Below are 21,475 nucleotides of genomic sequence, written 5' to 3' on the forward strand. Positions count from 1 at the left end.
GCGTGGTGACGCCTCCCTTGCTCCATGCCGTACGCCATCATGCCTGAATCACCGCCCCAGCCCGAACTCTCCTTCATCGAACTCCGCTCCTTTTTCGTTCGCGGGCGCAATGCACTTCTGGTGCGGGGGAAGTTCCAGCCACTCTACATTGATTACTACCTGCACCTCATGCAGCACGGCCTCCAGCACCCAGAGGCACTCGATGAGATGCTGAAGGACTCCCTCGCGGCGCTGGCTCTGCACCTTTGCTCCCGCCCACAGGATGAGACCGTGGCGTGGACGGTCCATGTGAAGGAGCCACGGCGGGCGAATCTCTTTGTCACCGGTAGCACCCATCCAGGCCGCATCACGGGTCGTCTTTTCATCGAGGATGTGAAAAAGGAGGGCGAAGCACTTTTCATCGCCCAGACCACACGCCCGAATCACCCCGTGCGTCAGAGCATGATCGACTTTCACGGTGCGGATGTTTTTCGCGGTGTGGAGACTTTTTACACCACCAGCGAGCAGCGGCTCACGCGGCTCTTTCGCCTCCCAGATGAGGAATTCGTCCAAATCAGCGCCGAGCCGGATTGCGATGAGGATTGGCTCGCAGGCATCACTTTGGAGGATGTCCTCCAGATCGGTGAAAAACAGACGCTGACACTGCTGGAGACACGCGGATACCAGTTCGAGTGCGGATGCAGCATGGAGCGACTGCTGCCTATCATCGGTCGCTTGCCGCAGGAAGACTTGGATCACATTTTCGAGGATGGCGTGGCCCAGGTGACCTGCCCGCGCTGCGCAGCGGTGTTTCGGACCACAAAAGCGCAGTTCCAGGCCTGGCAGGCACAAAACAAAGCGTAAACACTCGTCATCCTGGGCCGTTTGGCCTTTCCCTTTGACCCGCAACCCGGTCGCAGGCAGGAAACCGCCCTCATTCCCCCCCTATAAATTTCATGCTGGAGCACTCCATCAGGCTCGAACACACCCACCGCGTCCTTTTCACGCGTGAGGTATTCTCTGCCCGCAACGACACCATCCGCCGGCTGTTGGCACTCGATACGCCGCGCAAGACACCACGCGTGCTCGTCTTTGTCGATGAGCGTGTCGCGGCGGAGAATCGCGATTTGGTCGATGACATCATGACCTACGGCCTCGCCCATCAGGATGCGCTCACGCTGGTGGATCAGCCCGTGCTCATCCCCGGTGGTGAGGAGTGCAAAAACGACTTCCGCCTCGTCGAATGCTGCTGGGACGCCATCCATGAAGCCGCACTAGATCGTCACAGCTATGTCTTCGTCATCGGTGGCGGCGCAGTGCTGGATTTGGTGTGCTTTGCGGCCTCCACGGCGCATCGCGGCATCCGCCATGTTCGCTTTCCCACCACCACGCTCAGTCAGGGAGATGGCGGTGTCGGCGTGAAGAACGGTGTGAACTACTTCGCCAAGAAAAACTGGGTCGGCAGCTTCTCGGTGCCCTACGCCGTGGTGAACGACTTCGCTTTTCTCGAAACCCTGCCCGAGCGCGAGCGGCGCAATGGCATCATCGAGGCCATCAAAGTCGCCCTCATTCGCGATGCGGCCTTTTTTGGCCGGATCGAAGCCGCCGCCGATGATCTCGCCGCCCTCCAGCAGGAGGCGCTGGAAAAAGTCATCCAACGCAGCGCTGAGCTACACGTCGAGCACATCGCCACTGGCGGCGACCCCTTTGAGCTCGGCAGCGCTCGGCCGCTCGACTTCGGTCACTGGGCCGCGCATAAGCTGGAGCAGATCTCCGAGTTCGCCGTCACGCACGGCGAGGCCGTCGCCATCGGCATCGCGGTCGATCTGGTGTACTCACGCATCGAGGGCATCCTCGATGCCGAGACGTGTGAGCGTGTGCTACAGCTCATCGAGCGCATCGGCTTTGATACCTACTCCCCGCATCTCATGGAGACAGGCCGCAGTGGTGAGCCCGCCATCCTGGAGGGGCTGGAGGAGTTTCGCGAGCATCTCGGCGGTGAATTGACCGTCACGCTCGTGCCGGAGATCGGCCGTAAGATCGAAGTGCATGAGATGCACCGGCTGAAGATCCTCAAGGCACTCACTGAGCTGAAGCAGCGCCGCGCTGTGGCCTGATCCGATGTTGCAGCCTATGCTCGACGTGATCCATCTCCATATCGACCCCCAGCCTCATGATGGGGCATGGAACATGGCCGCAGATCAGGCCTGGCTGGAGCTCAGTCCCGTGCCTGTGCTGCGTGTGTATCCGTGGGATCAGCCCACCGTCACACTCGGCTACGCACAGACTCACGCGAAGCTCGCCGCCGCACTCCCACCCGGCTGGCCCATCATCCGCCGCTGGACCGGAGGCGGTGTGGTGCTGCATCAGGCAGACTACACCTACTCCGTCATCATCCCTGGCATCCATCCCTGGGCAGAGACACGCCCGCTGGATAGCTACCGGCTCATCCATGCCGCTTTGGCAGCCACACTCGATGAAAATGGCCATTCAGGCTGTCGACTCGCCGAGCGTGAGGACTTGATCGAGGACGCCTTCTGCTTCGTCGCACCCGCCTTGCACGATGTGATCCGCGGAAAGGTGAAAATCTCCGGCGCAGGCCAACGACGCGGAAAAACCGGCCTCTTGCACCAAGGTAGCATCCAGCAAGTCACGCTCGAAAACACCTTCTGGCCCCTGTTTGCCAAAAAACTGGCCACCAGCGTGCATGTGCAGCCAGACATGCCCACGCCGATCCGCCTCCGCGCCGATGAATTGGCCGAAAAGCGCTACCGCAGACCCGAGTGGCTCACCGAGCGCGATGATGTGCTATGAACACGCTCATCTTCGTCTATGGCACGCTGAAGCGCGGATGTGAGAACCACGGCTGGATCGCCGATCAGCGATTCATCACCCAGACACGCACCCAGGCGTTTTATCGTCTGTATGATCTCGGCGGTTATCCAGGCATGATCCGCAGTGAAGAGGGGCTCTGCATCGAAGGCGAGCTCTGGGAAGTCGATGCAGAGGGTCTAGCCCGGCTCGATCTGCTCGAAGACACCGCTGGCGGCGAATACGAGCGAGTCCCCATCACTCTCGAAGACGGCACGCTGGCGGAAACCTACCTCTATCTCCGCAGCACCGCAGGCTGCCGTGACTGCGGAGAGTGCTGGTGATAGATCTGGTCACACATCCGAATGCTTCAGGCCATCGGGGTCACTTCCAGCCTCTAGTGCGCGGACACGCTTCGAGATGTCGATTTCATCGTAGCGCAGTTTGCGCAGAATGAGCGTGTAGTAGTCGATGCAGGCCTTCTTATCGTCCGCACTGGTGCCTTCACGCTTGTTTTGTCTGGCGAAAATGATGGCGGCTCGCTTGAACTGAGATGCAGCCACGGTGAGCTTATTTCTCGCGGCTAGGAACATGCCATACTCCGCCAGGGCACCGCCCACGGTCAAGTGCTCGGCTCCTAGGTTCTGCACACGCAGATCGATCACACGCTGGAAAAGCTTTTCAGCCTCGCGGTAGCGCTCGCGCTTGGTCTCCACGTTGGCTAGGCCCTGGAGGGTGCTGCACAGGGCGATGCTATCGGAGCCGAATTTCTTCTCGACGTAGTTGAGGTGTGTGTTCAGGCGTGTCACGGCCTCATCGTATTTGCCCTCCATGGCGAAATTCCTCGCCATCGCGGCGATGTCGCCAGCGACCTCATCGCTATCATCGCCCAGAGCTTTGCGGTCGATTTTCAAGACGTGCTCGAAATAGGCCCGGGCCGCAGGGTAGTCCTCCTGGGCCTCACGGATCAATCCCAGGTGGAAGTAGCCACGGGCCGTTTCTTCATGCTCAGGTCCATAGGTGCGCTCACGAATGCCGGTGCAGCGCTCAAAGCAGTTTTCTGCCTCTTTAAATCGGCCGGCCTTCATCAGGGCACCTCCGAGGAGGAAATGGCCGATTCCGACGCGGGGATGGATGTCGCCAAAGCGCTCCTTCGAGCGGCTTAGGTTATCGCGATAGAGCTCGATGGACTCGGTCAGCTTTCCCTGCGCCTGCAAACTCAAGGCGATGCTCGCCAGTGCATCGAGTGTCTGCTCGTCCATCCTGCCGAGTAGTTCTTCCGCATCTGCTAGAGCCTCCTTGTAGAGGCTGGTGGATTCGAGGAGCTCGCCCTTTCTCGCCTTGATGCCCGCGAGGCTGAGTTTCCTGGAGCAATAAATACGGTCGGCCTGTTTGCTATCACCGTCGATTTTGGCTAGCCGACGAGCCTCCTCGTAGCATTTCTCCGCTTGATCGAGCCGATCTTTATCCCCCTGGAAGTCGTAGATCCTCTGGTGAACCATGCCCAGGTTATTGAGAATCATGCTCATGTACTTGGATTTTGATCCCATCACTTTTTTCACGAAATCCTGCGTCTTTTTCATCATCGCTTCGGCCTCCAGCAGGCGTGATTGATTCAGGTGGATGCGAGCCATGTTGAGCATGCTGAAAAACTGATCGTCATTGGTGGCCGCAGCGGCGGATTCGGACATTTGGAGTGCTTTCTCGCTGATTTTGCGCCCCTCATCCTTCATCTCCAATTCAACGGCCTCTTGGGCTACGCGGATGAGATGTGCGACTAGCTCCATTTCACCTGGGAGGTCAGGAGCAGAGATTAAACCTGCCACATGCTTTACCCAGGGCCGGCACTCCGCGTAGCGCTTGTTCTCTTTGAGGTAAAAGATCAGCCCAGCGGCGGTTCCGATCTGGGTGGCTCGTGAGCGGGGATTGTTGTCGTTTTCAAAGAGCTTGATGTGCTCTTTGCTTAAATTGATGAGCTGGTCGTAGCGGTTGTTGAGCACGCAGAGGAACTCTTGGGCAGAGTAATATTGGTGCTTCAGTTGCAGGAGTTCTTCCTTCCCCTTGTCATCCATCGCGGGATTCTTGATTTCAGCCTCGACGTGTGGCTTTAGGGAACTGAAGATGGCTTCGGCCTGATCCTTGTCATTCCTCCGCGCCATTTCCATCACTGCATTGAGGCGGTAAGCGAGATACTTCGGCGAGTTCTCGCCGAGTTGGCTTAGCATCACCTGGTTATCCGCGTCTATTTGCTCCTTTGTCGCGGCTTTTGGCAGCTCCATGCTGGATTTGCCCTCCCAGCCGTCCGATGGTTGATTCATCGGAATGAGATAATTGGCTGAGGAGCCACCGAAAAGACTGGTTGCGGGCGGCGTCAAAGGAGGGCGAATCGTCTGTGCGCCTTGGCCAAATAAGGATAGGGGAGTGAGCAAAAGACTCAGCAACGGGAGGAGAAGCCTGAGAGCATTCATGGGAGAAATTCTAAATCACTTCGTTCAACTGGCAATATCCGTATTGTGTTTCGCCTCGCGATTTTGCCCAAGGTGTGCTTTGAAACCCGCCCCATGCCAGCCGCAGTCGCCCATTCCGTCATCACGAACATTTCCTGCTACCTCTTTGCCCCGCTCTCGGAGCTGAAGGAGCTGCGGGCTCGGCTGCTGGACTTCTGCAAGCAGCATGGGCTGAAGGGGACCATCCTCCTGAGCACGGAGGGCATCAATCTCTTCATCGCTGGGCTGCGTGGGGATGTGGATGCTCTGCTGGACCTGCTGCGGGCCATTCCGGGACTGGAAAAACTCACGCCGAAGTACAGCGAGAGCGCGGAGCAGCCCTTTCGCCGCATGCTGGTGCGTATCAAAAAGGAAATCATCGCCTTTGGCGTGGATGGCATCGACCCCGCTCGCTACACGTCCCCGCGCCTGGAGGCACGCGAGCTGAAAAAATGGCTCGATGAGGGCCGCGATGTCATTCTCTACGACACACGCAATGATTATGAGGTGAAGCTCGGAACCTTCAAAAACGCCATTCCAGCGCAGATCGACCATTTTCGCGATTTTCCCGCCGCTGTGGCCAAATTACCTCCCGAGCTCAAAAAGGCCCACGTCGTCACTTTTTGCACCGGCGGCATCCGCTGCGAAAAAGCTGCTCCCTACATGGAAATTGCCGGTTTTGAGCACGTCTGGCAGCTCGAAGGCGGCATCTTGAAGTACTTCGAGGAATGCGGCGGCGCACACTACGATGGCGAGTGCTTTGTGTTCGATCAACGCGTGGGACTGGGGGCGGATTTGGAGGAGACAGCCAGCTCGCAGTGCTTCGCCTGCCAGACGCCGCTCACGGCGGAGGAGCAGGCTGATCCGCGCTTCGTGGAGCATGTGTCCTGCCCCTACTGCTTTAAAACGACCGAGCAGCAGCAGCGTGAGAATGTGGAAAAGCGGCACGCAGCTCTCCAGCAGGCCGCCACGCCGCTGCCGGGCAGTCTGCCGTATGATCTGGAGCGTCCGCTGCATGTGCCTGCGGCCTGTGACCACTTCACCCTGCTGGACATGCTCTGTCACATCATGCCGCATCTCGGGCGTGAGCACTGGCTGCGCCTGTGTGATGAAGGACGCATGACGACAAAGGACGGCATCCCCGTCGGGGCACAGCATCCCGTGCGTGCGGGGGAGCACTACGTGCACCACACGCCAGCGGTGCGTGAGCCGGATGTGTGCGCAGATCTGCGTGTGCTGCATGAGGACGAGGCCATCCTCGTTTTGCACAAGCCAGCGCCGCTGCCCATGCATGAAGGTGGCCGCTACTGTCGCAACACGCTGCAATACCTCATCAATGCCGTATGGAAGCCCCTGCGCCCACGCTCCATCCACCGCCTGGATGCGAACACCACGGGCGTCGTGCTCCTGGCCAAGACCCAGCACTTTGCGCGGCTGCTCGCGCCGCAGTTCGAGCGTGGTGAAGTGGAAAAAGTCTATCTCGCCCGCGTGCAGGGCCATCCAGCCATGGATGCCTTCCAGTGTGATGCACCCGTGGGGACTGAGGCCGGCAGGCACGGCTCACGCGGCATTGATGAAGGCGGGCAGGCAGCTTTGACGGAGTTCCGCGTGCTGAAGCGTGATGCAGATGGCTCTGCGCTGCTGGAGGCACGCCCCCGCACGGGTCGCACGAATCAGATCCGCCTGCACCTGCGCCACCTCGGGCATCCGATCGTGGGCGACAGCACCTATTTGGCCGAAGGCGGCATCGGCGAGACGCAAACGCACGCCTTGAGCGATCCACCGCTTTGCCTGCATGCCTGGCGGCTGACTTTCACGCATCCGCTGACGAAGCAACGCGCCACCTTTGAGGCCCAGCAGCCAGCATGGGTCGCCTGATGTAAAACACGCTGGTTGGAAAACCACGCTCAAGAAAATGCCGCTGCGGACGTTACCGGGGCTGCCATGCGCTCCATCACGCTACTCTTTCTTTTCGCTGTCTCATGTCTGCACGCCGCAGCGGCCTCGCGACCGAATGTGCTGCTCATTTATGCGGATGATCAGAATTACCGCACGGTGGGCTGCTACCCGGAATCATGGCCGTGGGTGAAGACGCCGAACATTGATGCCCTGGCAAAGAATGGAGTGCGCTTTCACGCTGCCTACTTGGGCTCCTGGTGCATGCCATCGCGGGCGACGCTGCTCACCGCGCGGCATCCGCATGGCATCGAGAGCATGTCCATGGAGGGCAAGTATCCCGGCAGTAAATACGACCCAGCGCAGACGCCATTCATCCCCGCTGAAATGCGCAAATCCGGCTACCACACCGCGCATATCGGAAAATGGCACACCGGCACCGATAGCGGCTGGGGACGTGATTGGGATCACCAGATCGTGTGGAATCGCCCACTGCATCCAGAGAACGCCGGTGCCTACTACGAGACGCAGATCCTCAGCATCGACGGCGTGGAGCAGAAGGTGGAGGGATACCCTGCGGACAACTACACCCAATGGGCTCTCGACTACATCCACGGCAAAAAACGTGATGCGACGAAGCCCTGGTATCTCTGGCTCTGCTACGGCAGCATCCATGGCCCATCGAAGCCCGCAAAGCGCCATCTCGGCATGTACAAAGACGCCGCAGTGGATGTCCCGGCGGACATTTTCCCACCACGCGAGGGCAAGCCTGCCTACCTCGATCAAATGCAGGCTTGGAAGCGCGGTGCAGATGGGCATCCAGTGGCTGGAAAAGGTGGGGAGGCCTTTGGCGAAGCGAAAAAAGCCAAGCGATACGATGAATGGGTGCGCCAGATGAATGAGTGCGTGCCAGCGATCGACGAAGGCGTGGGCCAGCTCATCGCAGCACTCAAAGAAAGCGGCCAATACGACAACACGCTCATCATTTACACCGCCGATCAGGGCTTCAGCATGGGCCACCACGGCTTCCGCACGAAGCTGGCACCGTATGACGCGAACTACCGTTCACCGCTCATCATCAGCATGCCAAAGCGCTTCCCCCGCGGCCAAGTCTGCGCCACACCGGTCAATGGCACCGATCTCATGACCACCCTCATCGGCATGATGGGTGTGAAGGCCCCGCTACCTGCCCACGGCCGCGACATCACGCCGCTGCTGGAAAACCCCACGGCTGCGGCCTGGCCGCATCCCTGCCTCTACGAGCACATGGGCAATGAATATGGCTCCACCACCACAGAAACGATCCGCCTCCGCCGCCCGCAGGATCATTACCAGGGCGTGCCGATGTACACCGCGCTCATTCAGGATGGCTTCAAACTCATCCACTACCTCGATGGTGAATCCGGTGAAGAACTCTACGACTTGAAAAACGACCCCGAAGAGCTCAAAAACCTCATTCACTCCTCCACGCATGCCGAGCGCATCACCGCCCTGCGTGAAAGCATGAAAGCAGAGCTAAAGAGGACGGGGGCGGGGTTTGGGGGGACTTTTTGATGTATCCACAGATTACGCAGATTTCACAGATTGAAGGCCATCTGCTGCGGTTTTCATTACGAGAGCTCGATGGCGGCGCCGGAGGACATGGCGTGCCACACGGCATCGACGACACGCATGTAGCACATGCCTTCCACGAAGCTGGGAGTGGGGCGCGGGGCACGGGGATCGCGTACGGCGGCGATGAAGTCTTTTTCGACGGTCCAGCTCCGTTGCAGCTCGGTGGGGATGGAGATGGACTCTAGCTTGCCGCCTCGTTTTCCCACGCACAGCTCATCCGAGACGAAATCATAGCTGAGCGAGCCCTCAGAGCCGTGAATCCACAGTTTGTCACTCGGTGCATGTGCAGCGACGCCGCTGAAGAGCATCACGGCCTCCACCCCACTGCGGAAGCGGGCCATGACATTCACGAAGTCCGGGATCTGCACCTCGTAGCCATCACGCATGGCCGTCACGACTTGGCCACGGGCCTCCACCTCGGTGATGTGGCCTAACCAGCGCTGGAGCACCTCTGTGTAGATGCCGAGGGTGAGAATCTGGATGCCGCTGAGCTCCTCTCTCTGCCGCCAGTGTGCCGGGGCCGTGGCATCCAGCCACGCATCACTGAAGCTGTGGAGCAAAAGCTGATGCGGCGTGCCGATGGCACCTTCTGCCAGGAGCTTTTTGATCATTTCACCGCCCTTCATGCCATGCGGGGCAGGGCAGATGGCGGTCACTTGATCAGAGTGGCGCATGCTGGCCTCCCACATGAGTTGCGCCTCTGCCAGATTCGCCGCCATGCGTGCCTGGGTGAAGACATGCTTCCCATTCGCTAGGGCCAGGCAGGTCGCATCGGCATGGAGATACGGATGTGCTCCGATCCAGACCACGTCCACATCCTCTGCGGCACAGACATCACCCCAGTCGGCGGTGACTTGGGCCTCGGGGGCATGCTCGGCGCAGAAGGCGGCGGCGCTCTGTGTGCTGCGATTGCACACGCGGGTGATCGTCACGCCGGGGATGGCCCGTAGCCCCGGCATGTGGCGTGCTTTGACGATGCCGCCGGCACCGATGATGCCGATACGGATGCTGTTTTGTTCCATGCTCATGAGTTGATCGTTTGGATTCATCGACTATGCGGTGGGGGGCGCAAGTGTTCTGTTCCCCGCTCTTCGCTCATCTGCATTCATGACTCTCCGTCACATCTACATCTCCCCGGAGCACAATTTCTTCGGGCACCACGGCCAGCCCGCCGGCCAGGCACCGATGATCGAGGTGCCAGAGGTGCAGTGCGTGGCGGGAAAGGGACTGCGCGGGGATCGCTTTTTTGGCTTTAAAGAGGATTACAAAGGCCAGGTCACTTTTTTCGAGCATGAGGTGTATGAGCGGCTGTGTGAGCGCTTTGGCGTGATCGGTGTGCCGCCATCGGTTTTCCGGCGGAATGTCATCACGCGGGGTGTGGACCTGAACGCGCTCATCGGGGCCGAGTTTGAGGTGCAGGGGGTGCGTTTCCTGGGCACGCAGGAGAGCGCTCCGTGCTACTGGATGAATCAAGCCTTCGCGGAGGGGGCCGAGGAGGCGATGAAGGGCCACGGCGGGCTACGGGCGAAAATTCTCACGGATGGTGTCCTCCGCGTGTCATGAGCTATGCGGCTGTTTTGCTCTGTGGTGGCCGATCCACGCGTATGGGCCGGGATAAGGCCCTCTTCGAGTGGCATGGGCAGCCGCTTTGGGCACTCCAAATCGAAAAACTCGGCACACTCGCTCCCGTACGCCTTTTGCTGTCTTGCCGGGAGGAGCAGGGCATCCGGCATCCGGCAGCGGAGTGTGTCTATGATCCGCCTGGGAGCGATGATGGCCCTCTGGGTGCCATCACGCGTTGCCTAGAGCTGGTGCAGATGCCGCTGCTGGTGCTCGCGGTGGATATGCCGTGGATGACAGCGGATTTTCTGCGTGAGCGAGTCCTCCCCGGCGGCTTTTTTCGCGGAGAGCACGGCTGGGAGGCCCTGTGTGCGGTGTATGAGCCCCGCATGCTTCCTGTGATGCAAAAAGCACTCCACCAGCGACATCTCGCCCTCCAGCCTGTGATTGATGCCTGCTCCCCACTGGCTCGCGAGATGGCATCGGAAGATAGAGCCTTTTTTCGCAATGCGAATCACCCGGACGACTTAGCGGTGCCGTTTCTGAAGCCGCCCATGCGATAGCCTCCAAAATGGAGGGCTTGAATTGTGAAGACGTAGCTTATGCGCTTTGTCTGGCTAGGTGTTTAGAGCACACTGATTTTGTCATGTGCTATAACACACTCAAGCAGTCTTTGATCCACGGCTGCGGCGTAGAAGGCAGGGGGCGCAGGAGGCGAACAGCAACAGTGCTGAACCAGGCTCGGGTACACATACACCAATGGCATTGATGTTGAAATGATCTAAGGCGATCCTTCCATTTGAGCCGCTGGCTCCAGTGGCAACAATGTGAAAGGAGTATTCTCTATCGACAAAGTTTGAGACAGGACCACTCGTGAGGCCCAAAGCTCCCATGTTGAAGGTATAATAGGTGCTGGGATTCCAGGGGAGGGTAGCTCCAGAGCCCGTATCGATGGATTGAATCGTGTAGTTTGCTGAAGTCCCTACTAGCGATCCATCGACGAAAGTTTGTACAAAGAAGGAAGTCGGGTCTGCGATGTTACCATAATTTCCGAGAGAGAATTGGATGGCGCTCAGACTGAGATATGTGGCAGAGTTAACATGCATCGTGAAGCCCACATAATCACCGCTATTCCAATTGGAGAAACAATTCGCACCAGATGGCCCACCGGTCAGCGAATCTCTCGTGGACCAACTATAATTGAGAATATATGGGAGTGCCGCATCTGCGGTAATGCAAGGATGTACCGTTGTAGGGAGTAAGCTGGAACTGCCATTACCACTAAAGTTCCATTCGGCTACACTGCCGTTGAAAACAAGCTGTGCGTTCGAGATCGAGGAGATGGCTAGTAAGCCAATGATCGTTATAAATTGGATGAGGCGAGGTGTTTTCATAGGCACCCAATATGTGAAACACGTACGGATACCCAAGTTTATTTGCCGTGTGCATACAACTCAGACCTAGTCATGAAGTGAGAGCGGTGGATCTGACTTGTATTACATTTTTCTGATCTTTATTAGCCCTTTAGGGCTTGATTCGTCTTTGAATTGTAAGGCGCTTTTCTTTTACTGAACTCCTTGCAGAGCCAATTCCTAACGCCCAACAAACGAATGCTGGATAACACTCGATCGCTGGATGGCTTTGGCCTTGGTTTTCAGTTCGCCTAGTCTGTGTAAGGCGTGCTGGTGGCCTCAGTTGGAAGGTTTGATTAGTCGCTAGGTGCAGTCCTGAATGACCAACACTGTCGAGCATCCACATCACGCTGATTTCAGCAGCTCGTAGTCGATGGCTTGGAGTCGGGGCTGCTTGGGGCCCATTTTGGGGATGCAGTTCACGAGCGCTCGCGTGTAGGGGTGCTGGGGATTTTTCAGGACGGCATCGGCGCTGCCGGTTTCGACGATTTGACCACGGAACATGACTGCGACGCGGTCGGCGACGGAGCGGATGATGCTGAGGTTATGCGTGATGAGGATGATGCTCATGCCGAGCTCACGCCGCAGATCGGCGAGGAGGTCCATGATTTGCTTTTGGATGGTGACGTCGAGTGCGGTGGTGGGCTCGTCGGCGATGAGGAGCTTCGGGCGGCAGCAGAGTGCCATGGCGATCATGACCCGCTGCTGCATGCCGCCACTGAGCTCATGCGCATAGGCGTGGAGCCGCTTCTCCGGCTGGGTGATGCCCACTTTGGTCAGCCAGTGCACGATCTCGGCATCACGGTCGGCTTTGGAGACATCCGGCCGATGCAGGGCGAGGGACTCGCCGATCTGGGTGCGGATGGTGAGCACGGGATTGAGCGAGGTGGTGGGCTCCTGAAAGATGTAGGCGATTTCTTTGCCACGCACTTTGCGCAGCTCCTTCGGTGGGAGGCTCAAGATTTCGTGTCCGGCGAGGTTCAGCTCGATGGCGCTGATTTGAGCAGGTGGCTCTGGCAAAAGGCGTGCGAGGGCGAGTGCGGTGGCGCTTTTGCCGCTGCCGCTCTCGCCGACGAGGGCGAGGGACTCGCCGTGCATGAGCTCTAGGTCGATGCCTTTCACGGCCAGGGTGGGCTCGGCGTCCTGACGCCGAAAGGCGATCTTCAAGTCGCGTACAGTGAGCAGTGGTGTGGACATGACGTTTGGGGTGAGGCGGGGAATGATGAGGAAGACGTCAGGCTTTCTGACTCTCTGGTGTCGGTGTCGGGGAGGGCTTTTCTGGGCTGTGGGCTGCCAGTGACGTAGGAAGCGGCTGCCAGCATGCAAAACGAGCGCTACAGCGAGCAGGAGCCCGCCCAGTCGCAGGGCGGACTCTGGATGAAGGAGGGTAGATGCAGCCTGCTCATGGGTCGTCACCACCAGTGGGCGAAAGACACGCATGACGGCACCATTGAGTGGCTGCGGATGGACGGAGGCCACGGCCACCACCCAGATGAGCAGCATCGACATCACCTCTAGGCTCCACGCGGCGATGTGCATGGCATGCCGAGTGGAGTGTAGGCCGCGAAGGTCTGCTAGCCAATAAGGCCAGCTCATGCCAAAGAGCACCAGCCACATCAGCACCCAGGATGTTGTCTGTGAAAGCCCGCACGCTCCTGCACAGAGCACCCACAGCGGCCAGGGTAGCCAGCTCAGGGTGCCGAAGTGGGGGACGGAGTTTTTCGCCCGGGTCGGTATGAGCCCCAGTATCAGCAGTATGGCGGCGAGGAGCCATCCACTGGCACTCACTCCCGCAGCGGCGGCGAGTGCATCGCCCGCACGGATGCTCTGGGCCATCCAGCCACCCCAGCCCATGAAATGCAGCACATCTTCGATGATGATGAGCCAAGCAGGGGCCTGCATGCACAGGGCGAGCACACGTGTGCGCAGTGGGAGGCGGGTGGTCATGCATACGGCACCCAGTAGCGGCACGGTCAGCATGAGCGCGGGAGCTAGATATTTCCAGAGCAGCCGTCCTAGCCAGATGGAGCTATCAGGATCACCACGCGGGAGCTCCAGTGGCATGAGGGTCTCGATAGGAAGCCCGCGCTGCACGATCCATGCATTCACTAGCCCCCATGTCAGTGCTGTGATGGGAAATAGCGCTAGCACGGCGCCGCCAGCTTCGAGAAAAAGCCGTCCTCGCTGACCAAAGGCTAGTTGCAGGCAAAAACCCGTGCTGGTGGCCAAAGCGAGTGCTACGAGCAAAATCACTCCGCTGTGCATGCAGCGAGCAAAGAGGCCATCTACGGTCCACAGTCCCCACGCCGCTGCCCACACCTCTGAGGCACCTTTTCCCGCAGTGATGGCCATCACTACGGCTACCAGCAGACTACCGCCCACGATGAGCGGCGGCAACCAGCGCGGCGGTGGTGGTGTGAGCTCAGAAATCATGGATCACGCACTCTGTTTTCTCCCCACATAGACAAACGCGGGCGGCACATTCCCCCATACGATCTCAGTCATATGCACATCTGGCAGCAGACTCTCCAGCAACTCACGAAAATGACGACCCGCAGGCAATTGATGAAAGCCGTAGTAAGCGAAGGTGACAAACAAGCCGTTCGGAGCGAGGTGCGGCAGCACATTGCCCAGGATGGCACGTTGTAGTCCCTCTGGGAAAGCCGCCCAGGGCAGACCACTGATGACGGCATCGAAGCCGCCTGCGAACTCCGCCGCACCTAGATCGAACTCCTGCGCCCCAGCGTGCTCGAAGCGCATGGCCGGAAACCGTGTGCGGAGCTGCTGCACAAAGGCTTCATTCACCTCCAGCCCCAGATAACGTGCATCGGCAGACATGAACTCCGAGATGGCCTGGGTGAAAGCTCCCGTGCCGGGTCCTAGCTCCAAGATTTTCCGTGCATCGCGGATGGCACAGCTTTTCATCATCAGATCTGCCAGGTTCTGGCTGGATGGAGCCACCGCGCCCACGGTCTTCCAGTTGCGGCAGGATTCGCGGAGAAAGGAGCGTGCGGACATGAGTGGCGAGAGCGGGAAGGGGGGGGGAAACAGAATACGACAGAGTGCGTCATCCTGACACCACGCGGGATGTTATCAATGCCCAAGGCGTGGCTTCATCCTCTGATCGGCCAGAGGCCGGCTCTTCGCTCGGCAGCGGCCATTTCGAGCACGCGGAGGGTTCCCTGCACATTCAGGTCGATGTCCAGTGGCGCATCCGCGCCCACCCAGCAGCGGCCCGTTTGCCGCCAGCTCGTGATGTGCGCATGCAGCGTGGCCAGATCACGCGGATCGTCCAGCACATGGCCATTGAGTCCAGGAGTGATCAGCTCACTGGCTCCATTTTGCACCGAGGTGATGACCGGGATGCCAGAGGCGAGTGCTTCACTGACCACATTCGAGCAGGGCTCATAAATAGGCAGAAAAACGAGCAAATCTGCCGCTGCATACGCCTGCTCCACCTCACGCAATGGGCCAGGGAGGATGACATTCGGTGGCTTCATCCCGCGCACGCGGTCGCGTGTGATGGCGAGCAGCTTCAGCGTGGGATCGGCCTTTTGAGTGGCCATGTATTGCAGCAGCCACGGTAGCCCTTTGCGCTCCCATCCGCTGCCGACAAAGGCGAGCACGAAATCCTGCTCTGCTAGTCCGAAGCGCCGCCGCGCCGCCGCACGATCCACCTTTTGAAATCGCCGCATCTCCACGCCATTGCGCACCAGATGCACCCGATCTGCCGGGAAAGCTGGAAAGTGCCGCGCGATCTCGCCACGCACCATCTCCGAATTCACGATGACGCGGCCCGTGTTCGCTGGATCAAAGACACGCTCCTCCAGCAGCATCATACGCTGATGGAACTGCCCACGTCCGATGAAGGGCCGCCGCCACCACGGTGCAAACTGCCGCCGCCGCTCCAGCCACACACGGTGCAGTCCATCCCCGGCACGATACACGTCCTGCCGCAGCGTGCGCTCTAGGCTGAGCACGCAATCATAGTCCTCTGCCCGCACCGCATCCTGCACCGCCAGCGCAAAGCGTGCCGCTCGCTCCGCACGCGGTCCAGCGCTGGCGATCGCATGAAACTCCACTCCTTCAGCCTGACCTTCCCATTGCTCGGCAAAGAGATGCACCTCATTGCCATCCGCCACCAGACCTGCCAGCAAACGCTGCAAATACAGCTCTGCTCCGCCTGTGGCGGAAAAACTGCGGCGAATGAGTGCGAGGCGCATGGGAGTAAGAGGGAGGCTTCCGGTGACTACGATCTTGAAGTGAAAGGCAGCGCTCCTTGCAACTCCAAACACCGAAAAGCAATCCCATAGCACCGCTCTCAGTGAGCACTGGAGCGTAAGACCGGCTCACGCAGCTCTGCGCCGCCAGCGGGCAAGTGGACTCGCACATGGATGATGCGGCCGGTCGCGGGGATCGTGATCTCATGCGTCTGCCAATCGTCCTTAGCGGTGATCTGAAATGGGATTCGATTCGCCGGTAGGAAGTCCTTTTCACCATCCATGCGCCAAATCACGCTCGCTGGGCCTGCCGCCGCAGTCTTGAGCACGATTTTCGCCGCCACGGGACCGCGGAGCTTGAGGCCAGAGCGGGTGATGAAGGTGCCTTTGGCTGCCTTTTCAGCCGTCAGCGTCCAGATGCCGTCTTTCTCAGTCAGCGTGCCATTGCGTGCGATCCAGTGGATGGTTTTTCACCTTTGCGTGGCGCTTCGCTGCTCGCAGCGATGGTTTTGCCTTCGAGGTAATGATCGAAGTAGTCATTCCACACCGGAGCCATCGGGTCGAGAGCCATGCCCGGTGGATTGAGCCCATCGGCCCATGTTTTCAGCCGTGTGCGGAGCCGCGTAGCGATCTCAGGATGTTTTGCCGCGAGGTTGTGCTTCTCCTCGCGGTCTGTGCTGAGGTCATAGAGGTACTCGCGCTCACCACCGCGCAGGAGTTTCCAGTTTCCCTCCCTCACCGCGCTCTGGGCCATCCAGCGCCAGTAGAGGGCATCATGCGGTGGCGCTTTGTTCTCGCCGGTGAGATGCGGCAGCAGATTCACCCCATCCAGACCGCTCCGCTCACGGATCGCCGCAGCTTCACAAACTGTCGCCGCAAAATCGAGAGCACTGATCGGGTGCTCATAAACCTGCCCGCCTGGGATTTTACCCGGCCACGCGATCAGAAACGGCGTGGACATACCACCCTCTGCCAGCATGCCTTTTTCACCATTGAGCGGCGTGTTCAGGCTGCCGTCCCAGCCCCCTGCATCTCCCTGCAGCGGCGAATCGACGCGGTGGATCTTCAGCGGAGCACCATTGTCACCGATGAAGAAAATGAGCGTCTTCTCCGTGAGGCCGTGTTTCGCCAGAGTCTGAGTGATTAGCCCCACACCATCGTCGATGGCTGAGAGCATCGCCAGCGCAGCCCGCCGCCGATTCGGCATCTCACCGGGAAAGCGCTCCATGTAGCTCGCTGGAGCATCCAGCGGCGTATGCGGTGCTCGGTAGGCCACATACAAAAAGAACGGCTGGTCTTTGTAGCGCTCGATGACCGCTGCGGCGGCCTGGGAGCAACCATCCAGATGGTAAGCCGTCGGGGCCAGATCACTCATCGGACGATCTCTGCCATCCAGCGTGATATTTGCCGAAAAAGGCCGCTGCGCATTCTGCGAGAACACATGCCTGAACCCATGCTTCGTGATCGAATCCGTAGGGCCGAGATGCCATTTGCCAAACTGCGCCGTGACGTAGCCCGCATTTTGCAACCGCGTGGCGATGGTCGTCTCCTTATTGAAGCCATCCAGAGAGGAGCCGTTGTTATCCAAATCGAACCTGCCCTGAAACCGCCCTGTCATCACTCCGCCGCGTGACGGCACACACTGCGGAGCCGTGCTGTAACCATGCGTCGCCACTACGCCACTGCGTGCCAGCGCATCCAGATGGGGCGTCTGAATATCCTTCATCACACCGTAGATACCCAGATCGCTATGACCGTGATCATCCGAGTAGAAAAGGATGACATTCGGCTTCTCTGCCGCCGAGAGCGAAAAACATAGGAAGAGAGAAAAAAACGCCGCCGAGATGAAATGCATAGCGCCGGGGGAAACGAGCCGTGCAGACCTGCATTTCGTCAAAGAGCACCGCTGGGCTCAAAAAAGGGTCTTTACCGGCTCGGGGCAGTTGTTTTAGCATCTGCACCGCTATGACCGCAAAAACAGCCTCCACCACCCCGTCGAAGCCCAACGCCGAATACGCCATCTACAAACCCAATGGCCGTGGAAACGGCGGAGTGATCCGTTTTGAGTTCAATCGCAGCAAAGGAGCCGTTTTCGTCGATGCCGCCACGCAGAGCGGCGAGAAGCAGTTCGACTGGGAACAGAAAATCACCATGAAATGGGGCCTCAGCGACCTCGGCAGCGTCCTAGCCACCCTACAAGGCCGCCAAGAGCAGGCGAAGCTCTTTCACCAGTCCGAAAAAGCCAACAGCGCCTTCGAGCTCACCTTCCGCGACGATCCGCAGAAAGCCCCATTTTTCATGAGCATGTCACGCCAGGAGTCTGCCTCCAAAAGCCTGAAAAAAGTCACCATCCCCGTCACCCACTCCGAAGCCGCCATACTCGAAACCGCCCTCCGCGCCGCCATCACGCGGCTCATCGGCTGGTGAATGGTTGCCACTGGCTGGTCTGCGTCCTCGTTTACGAGATGAAAGGTGCTTCAGCGGAGTTGGGCGAAGAAAGATGGTCCACCACTCATCCATGACAGTTGTGAGGCCTCTAACTAACCTTTTACTCCTGCTCCCCGCGAACGCATCAAGGTGCCGGCGAAACCTTTAGCCGCATGAACATTCTTGCGTTGCCTGCCACAGGAACACTGAAGATGTGTTGTGGTGGGACTCCCGTATCGGTTACTGGCTGCCAGCTTGAAGGTGACAAGGATGTGCTCCATTCAGCACCATAGGTGATGCCGTTAACTTGTGCCGGATGGTTGAAACTTACACCGAAATTGCCGCTACTTAGGGCAGGTTGGGGGAGCTGCCCGGCTGTATTTTGAGTCGGGTTCAATCCGAAGGAGTACTCCAACAGATTTGGTATGCCATCGTGATCAAAGTCTGCATCATCTGCGCCGGGGCCGCTGTTTGCGGAACTGGCGAAGTATGCCTGCCGCCAGTTGGCGATCGGTAACAACATGATGCCGCTGAGGTTGATGGAATAAGGATTCTCGTTTCCGTCATTGTTTGAAATGGTGAGCTGCGCTGCTTTTTGGCCGCTGCTATTGGGTGTGAAGTCCACGGTTACAGTGGCGGAGTCACCTGCCACGATCAGGGCTGGCGGCTGCGTCCCGATACTAAACAGTGCAGCATCGGCGCCACTCAAAACCACTCTGGGCGTTCCGGTTAGAAGCAGATCATCGGTGCCGTTGTTTTTGATGACCAAAGAGATACTTAAAGTGGTGCTTTCTGCCACGCCGCCAAAATCAAGGATGCCACCGCTGGCGAGCTCAATCAATGGCGCTTGGAAAAGTGCAATTTCGGGTTCGGCATTCTCTGCCCCGACGATCGAGTTGGCCGCAGACACGACCCCAGACCACGGCAGCGGCGGCAATTGAACCGGTGTTGCTGCGCCAGCCCCGTAGCACCAATTTGGACTTAGCAGGTGGATGGCCGACGGACTGCCTTGTAGCGCAAGGCCACCGCTTCCAATTTGATCATTCGAGTGTGAACCCACTATGGAATTCGTCGCAGAAACGACGCCTCCAAATGGAGCGAAATACCCAGGGAAGCCGCCCATCGTTACTGCTCCCGCATTCGTAGCCGTTCGATGGTCCCACATTGGGCTATGAACCAAAAAACCTTCCAAACCTCCATCACTAATAAGAGTAACCCCACCACTGCCCACTTGATCATTGGCCGAGGAGCCTACCAGCGAGTTCGTGGCAGAAACGACGCCTCCAAATGGGCCGAAGTAGCCGGGATTTCCGCCCATCGTCACCGCCCCCGCATCCGTAGCGGTTCCATTGTCCCATTGAGGACTACGTACCACAAAGCCCGCTGAAGCCCCGCTGCCAAACAAGGTAATGCCACCACTGCCCACTTGATCATTGGCCGAGGAGCCTACCAGCGAGTTCGTGGCAGAAACGACGCCTCCAAATGGGCCGAAGTAGCCGGGATTTCCGCCCATCGTCACCGCTCCCGCATCCGTGGCGGTTCCATTGTCCCATTGAGGGCTTCGTACTACAAAGCCCGCTGAAGCCCCGCTGCCAAACAAGGTAATGCCACCACTGCCCACTTGATCATTGGCCGTGCTGCCATTCAGCGTACCGAGCAGAGCTCCTGTCCCCCCTTCGTGGTAAAACACAGCCCCGACATCAGCTATGGTCGTGGGACCGGGTAAGTCATAACTGGGGTCAACAACGAGGTAATCTCCACTCTCCAAATAAATAGTCTCAGTCGCCTCCAAGCGTATTGCGTCCATGCAGATTGAGAGCAGGGCCAAGAAAGGCATAAACCCTTTCAAAGACGGAAGGCTCGTGATCGAATACTTTGGTGGCACTGCATACATGAGGAAATCCTAAGAGTTTCCGCTTTTTCTGTCGAGAAAAAAGCAATCAGGAGGTCACGATAAGGTGAGAGCAGAGTGGGAGGTCGTGATTAAGGAAAAAGCGAGGCAGATGCACGCGGAGTGTGAGGAAGGCGAATTAGCGTGTTAGTGAGGGTATAATCCGCTGACCGGGTTGTTTTGGTCGCCGGGTAAGGTTAGACCGTTTCTAGTGAAGTCTGTCCGATTCCCGGCGGCGGGGCAATCTCATTGGCGGCGTCATTCGCTCGTAAGCTATTGGTTCAATGCCCCCACCCTCTTTCCTTGCCACTGAGGCTGCCGCGCTTGTCTTTCCTTTCAAATATTCATTTTGAGAATCGGACTATTGGGGGGCTTCTTCGTGCCCACCTGCATTTTTGGACAAAAATAGGCGCAGTGTAGCCTTGGGTGATGCCAGGATGGATAAGGCATCTTTCGTTATCTGATTTGTGTGTGGCTATGGGGGCGAGTGGCCCTCGTGAGGCTTTGAGAGAGCTATTTCATCGTGGCGATGAAGCGGTCGGCCTCAGCGATGGAGTGGTTCATTTGCTCGAGGAGGCGCTGGATATTGGCTTGGATGTTGTCGGCGGTGCCGCGTAGGCTGCCGATGGCGGCGGCGTTGAGGTTGTGCTTCAGGTAGAGCACTTGATCGCGGAATTGGCGTAGGACGGGCTCCATGCTGGATTCGGCGGCGTGGAGGGTGTCGGAGAGCTGGTCAAAGCGGTAGCGGGTGTCTTCGAGGCGGCGGCGGCTGTCGCTGGCGAGGGAGGCGTTTTGGTATTCGCGTGTTTCACGCTCCCACTCGCGGAAGAGGTCGCGGGCGACTTGATCGACCTCGCGCACTTCCTCGCGGACTCGTTGGGCTTGGGCCTCGCAGTCGTCGTATTCGGTTTTGAATTTGTTGTAGGCGTTTTCGAGGTTGCCACCGTGGAAGCCGCTGAGCTTTTTGAGCTGAGTCATGGCGTCCTGGAATTCCTCACCGGCGTCTTTTTGCTCGCCACGGGCGGCTTTGACGGCACTGACGAGGAGGTCACGCTTTTCCCAGCCGAGTTTTTCCCAGGCGGCGTAGTAAACGGTGTTGCAGGCAGTGAGGGCGAGGAGGGAAAGAGCGAGGATGGGGCGCAGTTTCATGGGCTGGGAGGGTGATTTTGGAAAAGGAGG

At 58.7% G+C, this 21,475-nt stretch carries 17 protein-coding genes and 1 pseudogene; 9 read left to right on the forward strand and 9 right to left on the reverse strand.

Features of this window, described 5'->3' with window-relative positions; genetic code table 11:
• The first annotated feature begins 39 nt into the window (after positions 1-39).
• From IPK32_10190 to IPK32_10205, 4 genes are all read left to right on the forward strand, one after another.
• A complete protein-coding gene (locus IPK32_10190) occupies positions 40-843 on the forward strand; it encodes an Hsp33 family molecular chaperone HslO (GenBank protein ID MBK8092320.1) in 804 nt (267 codons plus the stop codon).
• Between the two features lie 92 nt (positions 844-935).
• Positions 936-2,096: a 3-dehydroquinate synthase gene (locus tag IPK32_10195; GenBank protein ID MBK8092321.1), complete on the forward strand. Its 1,161-nt coding sequence runs from the start codon at positions 936-938 to the stop codon at positions 2,094-2,096.
• A gap of 16 nt (positions 2,097-2,112) precedes the next feature.
• Positions 2,113-2,793 carry a hypothetical protein gene (locus IPK32_10200; protein ID MBK8092322.1) on the forward strand — a complete coding sequence of 227 codons (681 nt, stop codon included), beginning with the start codon at positions 2,113-2,115 and terminating at the stop codon, positions 2,791-2,793.
• A complete protein-coding gene (locus IPK32_10205) occupies positions 2,790-3,134 on the forward strand; it encodes a gamma-glutamylcyclotransferase (GenBank protein MBK8092323.1) in 345 nt (114 codons plus the stop codon). The genes IPK32_10200 and IPK32_10205 overlap by 4 nt, the downstream gene beginning before the upstream one ends.
• A gap of 9 nt (positions 3,135-3,143) precedes the next feature.
• Here IPK32_10205 and IPK32_10210 read toward each other — a convergent pair whose 3' ends face one another.
• On the reverse strand, positions 3,144-5,108 hold the full coding sequence (locus IPK32_10210; GenBank protein ID MBK8092324.1) for a tetratricopeptide repeat protein: 1,965 nt from the start codon (positions 5,106-5,108) through the stop codon (positions 3,144-3,146).
• Between the two features lie 243 nt (positions 5,109-5,351).
• Here IPK32_10210 and IPK32_10215 point away from each other — a divergent pair, with 243 nt between their 5' ends.
• On the forward strand, positions 5,352-7,154 hold the full coding sequence (locus IPK32_10215; protein ID MBK8092325.1) for a sulfurtransferase: 1,803 nt from the start codon (positions 5,352-5,354) through the stop codon (positions 7,152-7,154).
• A gap of 66 nt (positions 7,155-7,220) precedes the next feature.
• Positions 7,221-8,726: a sulfatase-like hydrolase/transferase gene (locus tag IPK32_10220; protein MBK8092326.1), complete on the forward strand. Its 1,506-nt coding sequence runs from the start codon at positions 7,221-7,223 to the stop codon at positions 8,724-8,726.
• 56 nt (positions 8,727-8,782) lie between these two features.
• Here IPK32_10220 and IPK32_10225 read toward each other — a convergent pair whose 3' ends face one another.
• On the reverse strand, positions 8,783-9,808 hold the full coding sequence (locus IPK32_10225; protein ID MBK8092327.1) for a Gfo/Idh/MocA family oxidoreductase: 1,026 nt from the start codon (positions 9,806-9,808) through the stop codon (positions 8,783-8,785).
• Positions 9,809-9,893: 85 nt separating this feature from the next.
• Between IPK32_10225 and IPK32_10230 the strand changes: the two genes are divergently transcribed.
• Together IPK32_10230 and IPK32_10235 are read left to right on the forward strand one after the other, a co-directional pair.
• Complete coding sequence (locus tag IPK32_10230; GenBank protein MBK8092328.1) at positions 9,894-10,349, forward strand: MOSC domain-containing protein; 456 nt, start codon at positions 9,894-9,896, stop codon at positions 10,347-10,349.
• On the forward strand, positions 10,346-10,909 hold the full coding sequence (locus IPK32_10235; protein MBK8092329.1) for a molybdenum cofactor guanylyltransferase: 564 nt from the start codon (positions 10,346-10,348) through the stop codon (positions 10,907-10,909). The genes IPK32_10230 and IPK32_10235 overlap by 4 nt, the downstream gene beginning before the upstream one ends.
• 99 nt (positions 10,910-11,008) lie before the next feature.
• Here IPK32_10235 and IPK32_10240 read toward each other — a convergent pair whose 3' ends face one another.
• From IPK32_10240 to IPK32_10260, 5 genes and pseudogenes are all read right to left on the reverse strand, one after another.
• Positions 11,009-11,740 (reverse strand): hypothetical protein, encoded by a 732-nt coding sequence (locus IPK32_10240; GenBank protein MBK8092330.1) that lies wholly within the window; start codon positions 11,738-11,740, stop codon positions 11,009-11,011.
• A 363-nt stretch (positions 11,741-12,103) separates the two neighbouring features.
• Positions 12,104-12,955, reverse strand: a complete 852-nt coding sequence (locus IPK32_10245) for an ABC transporter ATP-binding protein (GenBank protein MBK8092331.1) — start codon at positions 12,953-12,955, stop codon at positions 12,104-12,106.
• A gap of 1,239 nt (positions 12,956-14,194) precedes the next feature.
• Positions 14,195-14,776: a methyltransferase domain-containing protein gene (locus IPK32_10250; GenBank protein MBK8092332.1), complete on the reverse strand. Its 582-nt coding sequence runs from the start codon at positions 14,774-14,776 to the stop codon at positions 14,195-14,197.
• 95 nt (positions 14,777-14,871) lie between these two features.
• Positions 14,872-15,981, reverse strand: a complete 1,110-nt coding sequence (locus IPK32_10255; protein MBK8092333.1) for a glycosyltransferase family 4 protein — start codon at positions 15,979-15,981, stop codon at positions 14,872-14,874.
• A gap of 98 nt (positions 15,982-16,079) precedes the next feature.
• Positions 16,080-17,833, reverse strand: a pseudogene (locus IPK32_10260) (sulfatase-like hydrolase/transferase).
• Positions 17,834-17,943: 110 nt separating this feature from the next.
• Here IPK32_10260 and IPK32_10265 point away from each other — a divergent pair.
• Positions 17,944-18,405, forward strand: coding sequence for a hypothetical protein (locus IPK32_10265; GenBank protein ID MBK8092334.1), 462 nt, complete (start codon positions 17,944-17,946; stop codon positions 18,403-18,405).
• Positions 18,406-18,550: 145 nt separating this feature from the next.
• Here IPK32_10265 and IPK32_10270 read toward each other — a convergent pair whose 3' ends face one another.
• Entirely contained in the window at positions 18,551-20,299 is a 1,749-nt protein-coding gene (locus tag IPK32_10270; protein ID MBK8092335.1) for a choice-of-anchor D domain-containing protein, read from the reverse strand.
• Positions 20,300-20,809: 510 nt separating this feature from the next.
• Positions 20,810-21,445 carry a DUF2959 domain-containing protein gene (locus IPK32_10275; GenBank protein MBK8092336.1) on the reverse strand — a complete coding sequence of 212 codons (636 nt, stop codon included), beginning with the start codon at positions 21,443-21,445 and terminating at the stop codon, positions 20,810-20,812.
• Positions 21,446-21,475: the final 30 nt, after the last annotated feature.

The sequence above is a fragment of the Verrucomicrobiaceae bacterium genome (assembly GCA_016713035.1).
In the GTDB taxonomy this organism is placed as follows: Bacteria; Verrucomicrobiota; Verrucomicrobiia; order Verrucomicrobiales; family Verrucomicrobiaceae; genus Prosthecobacter.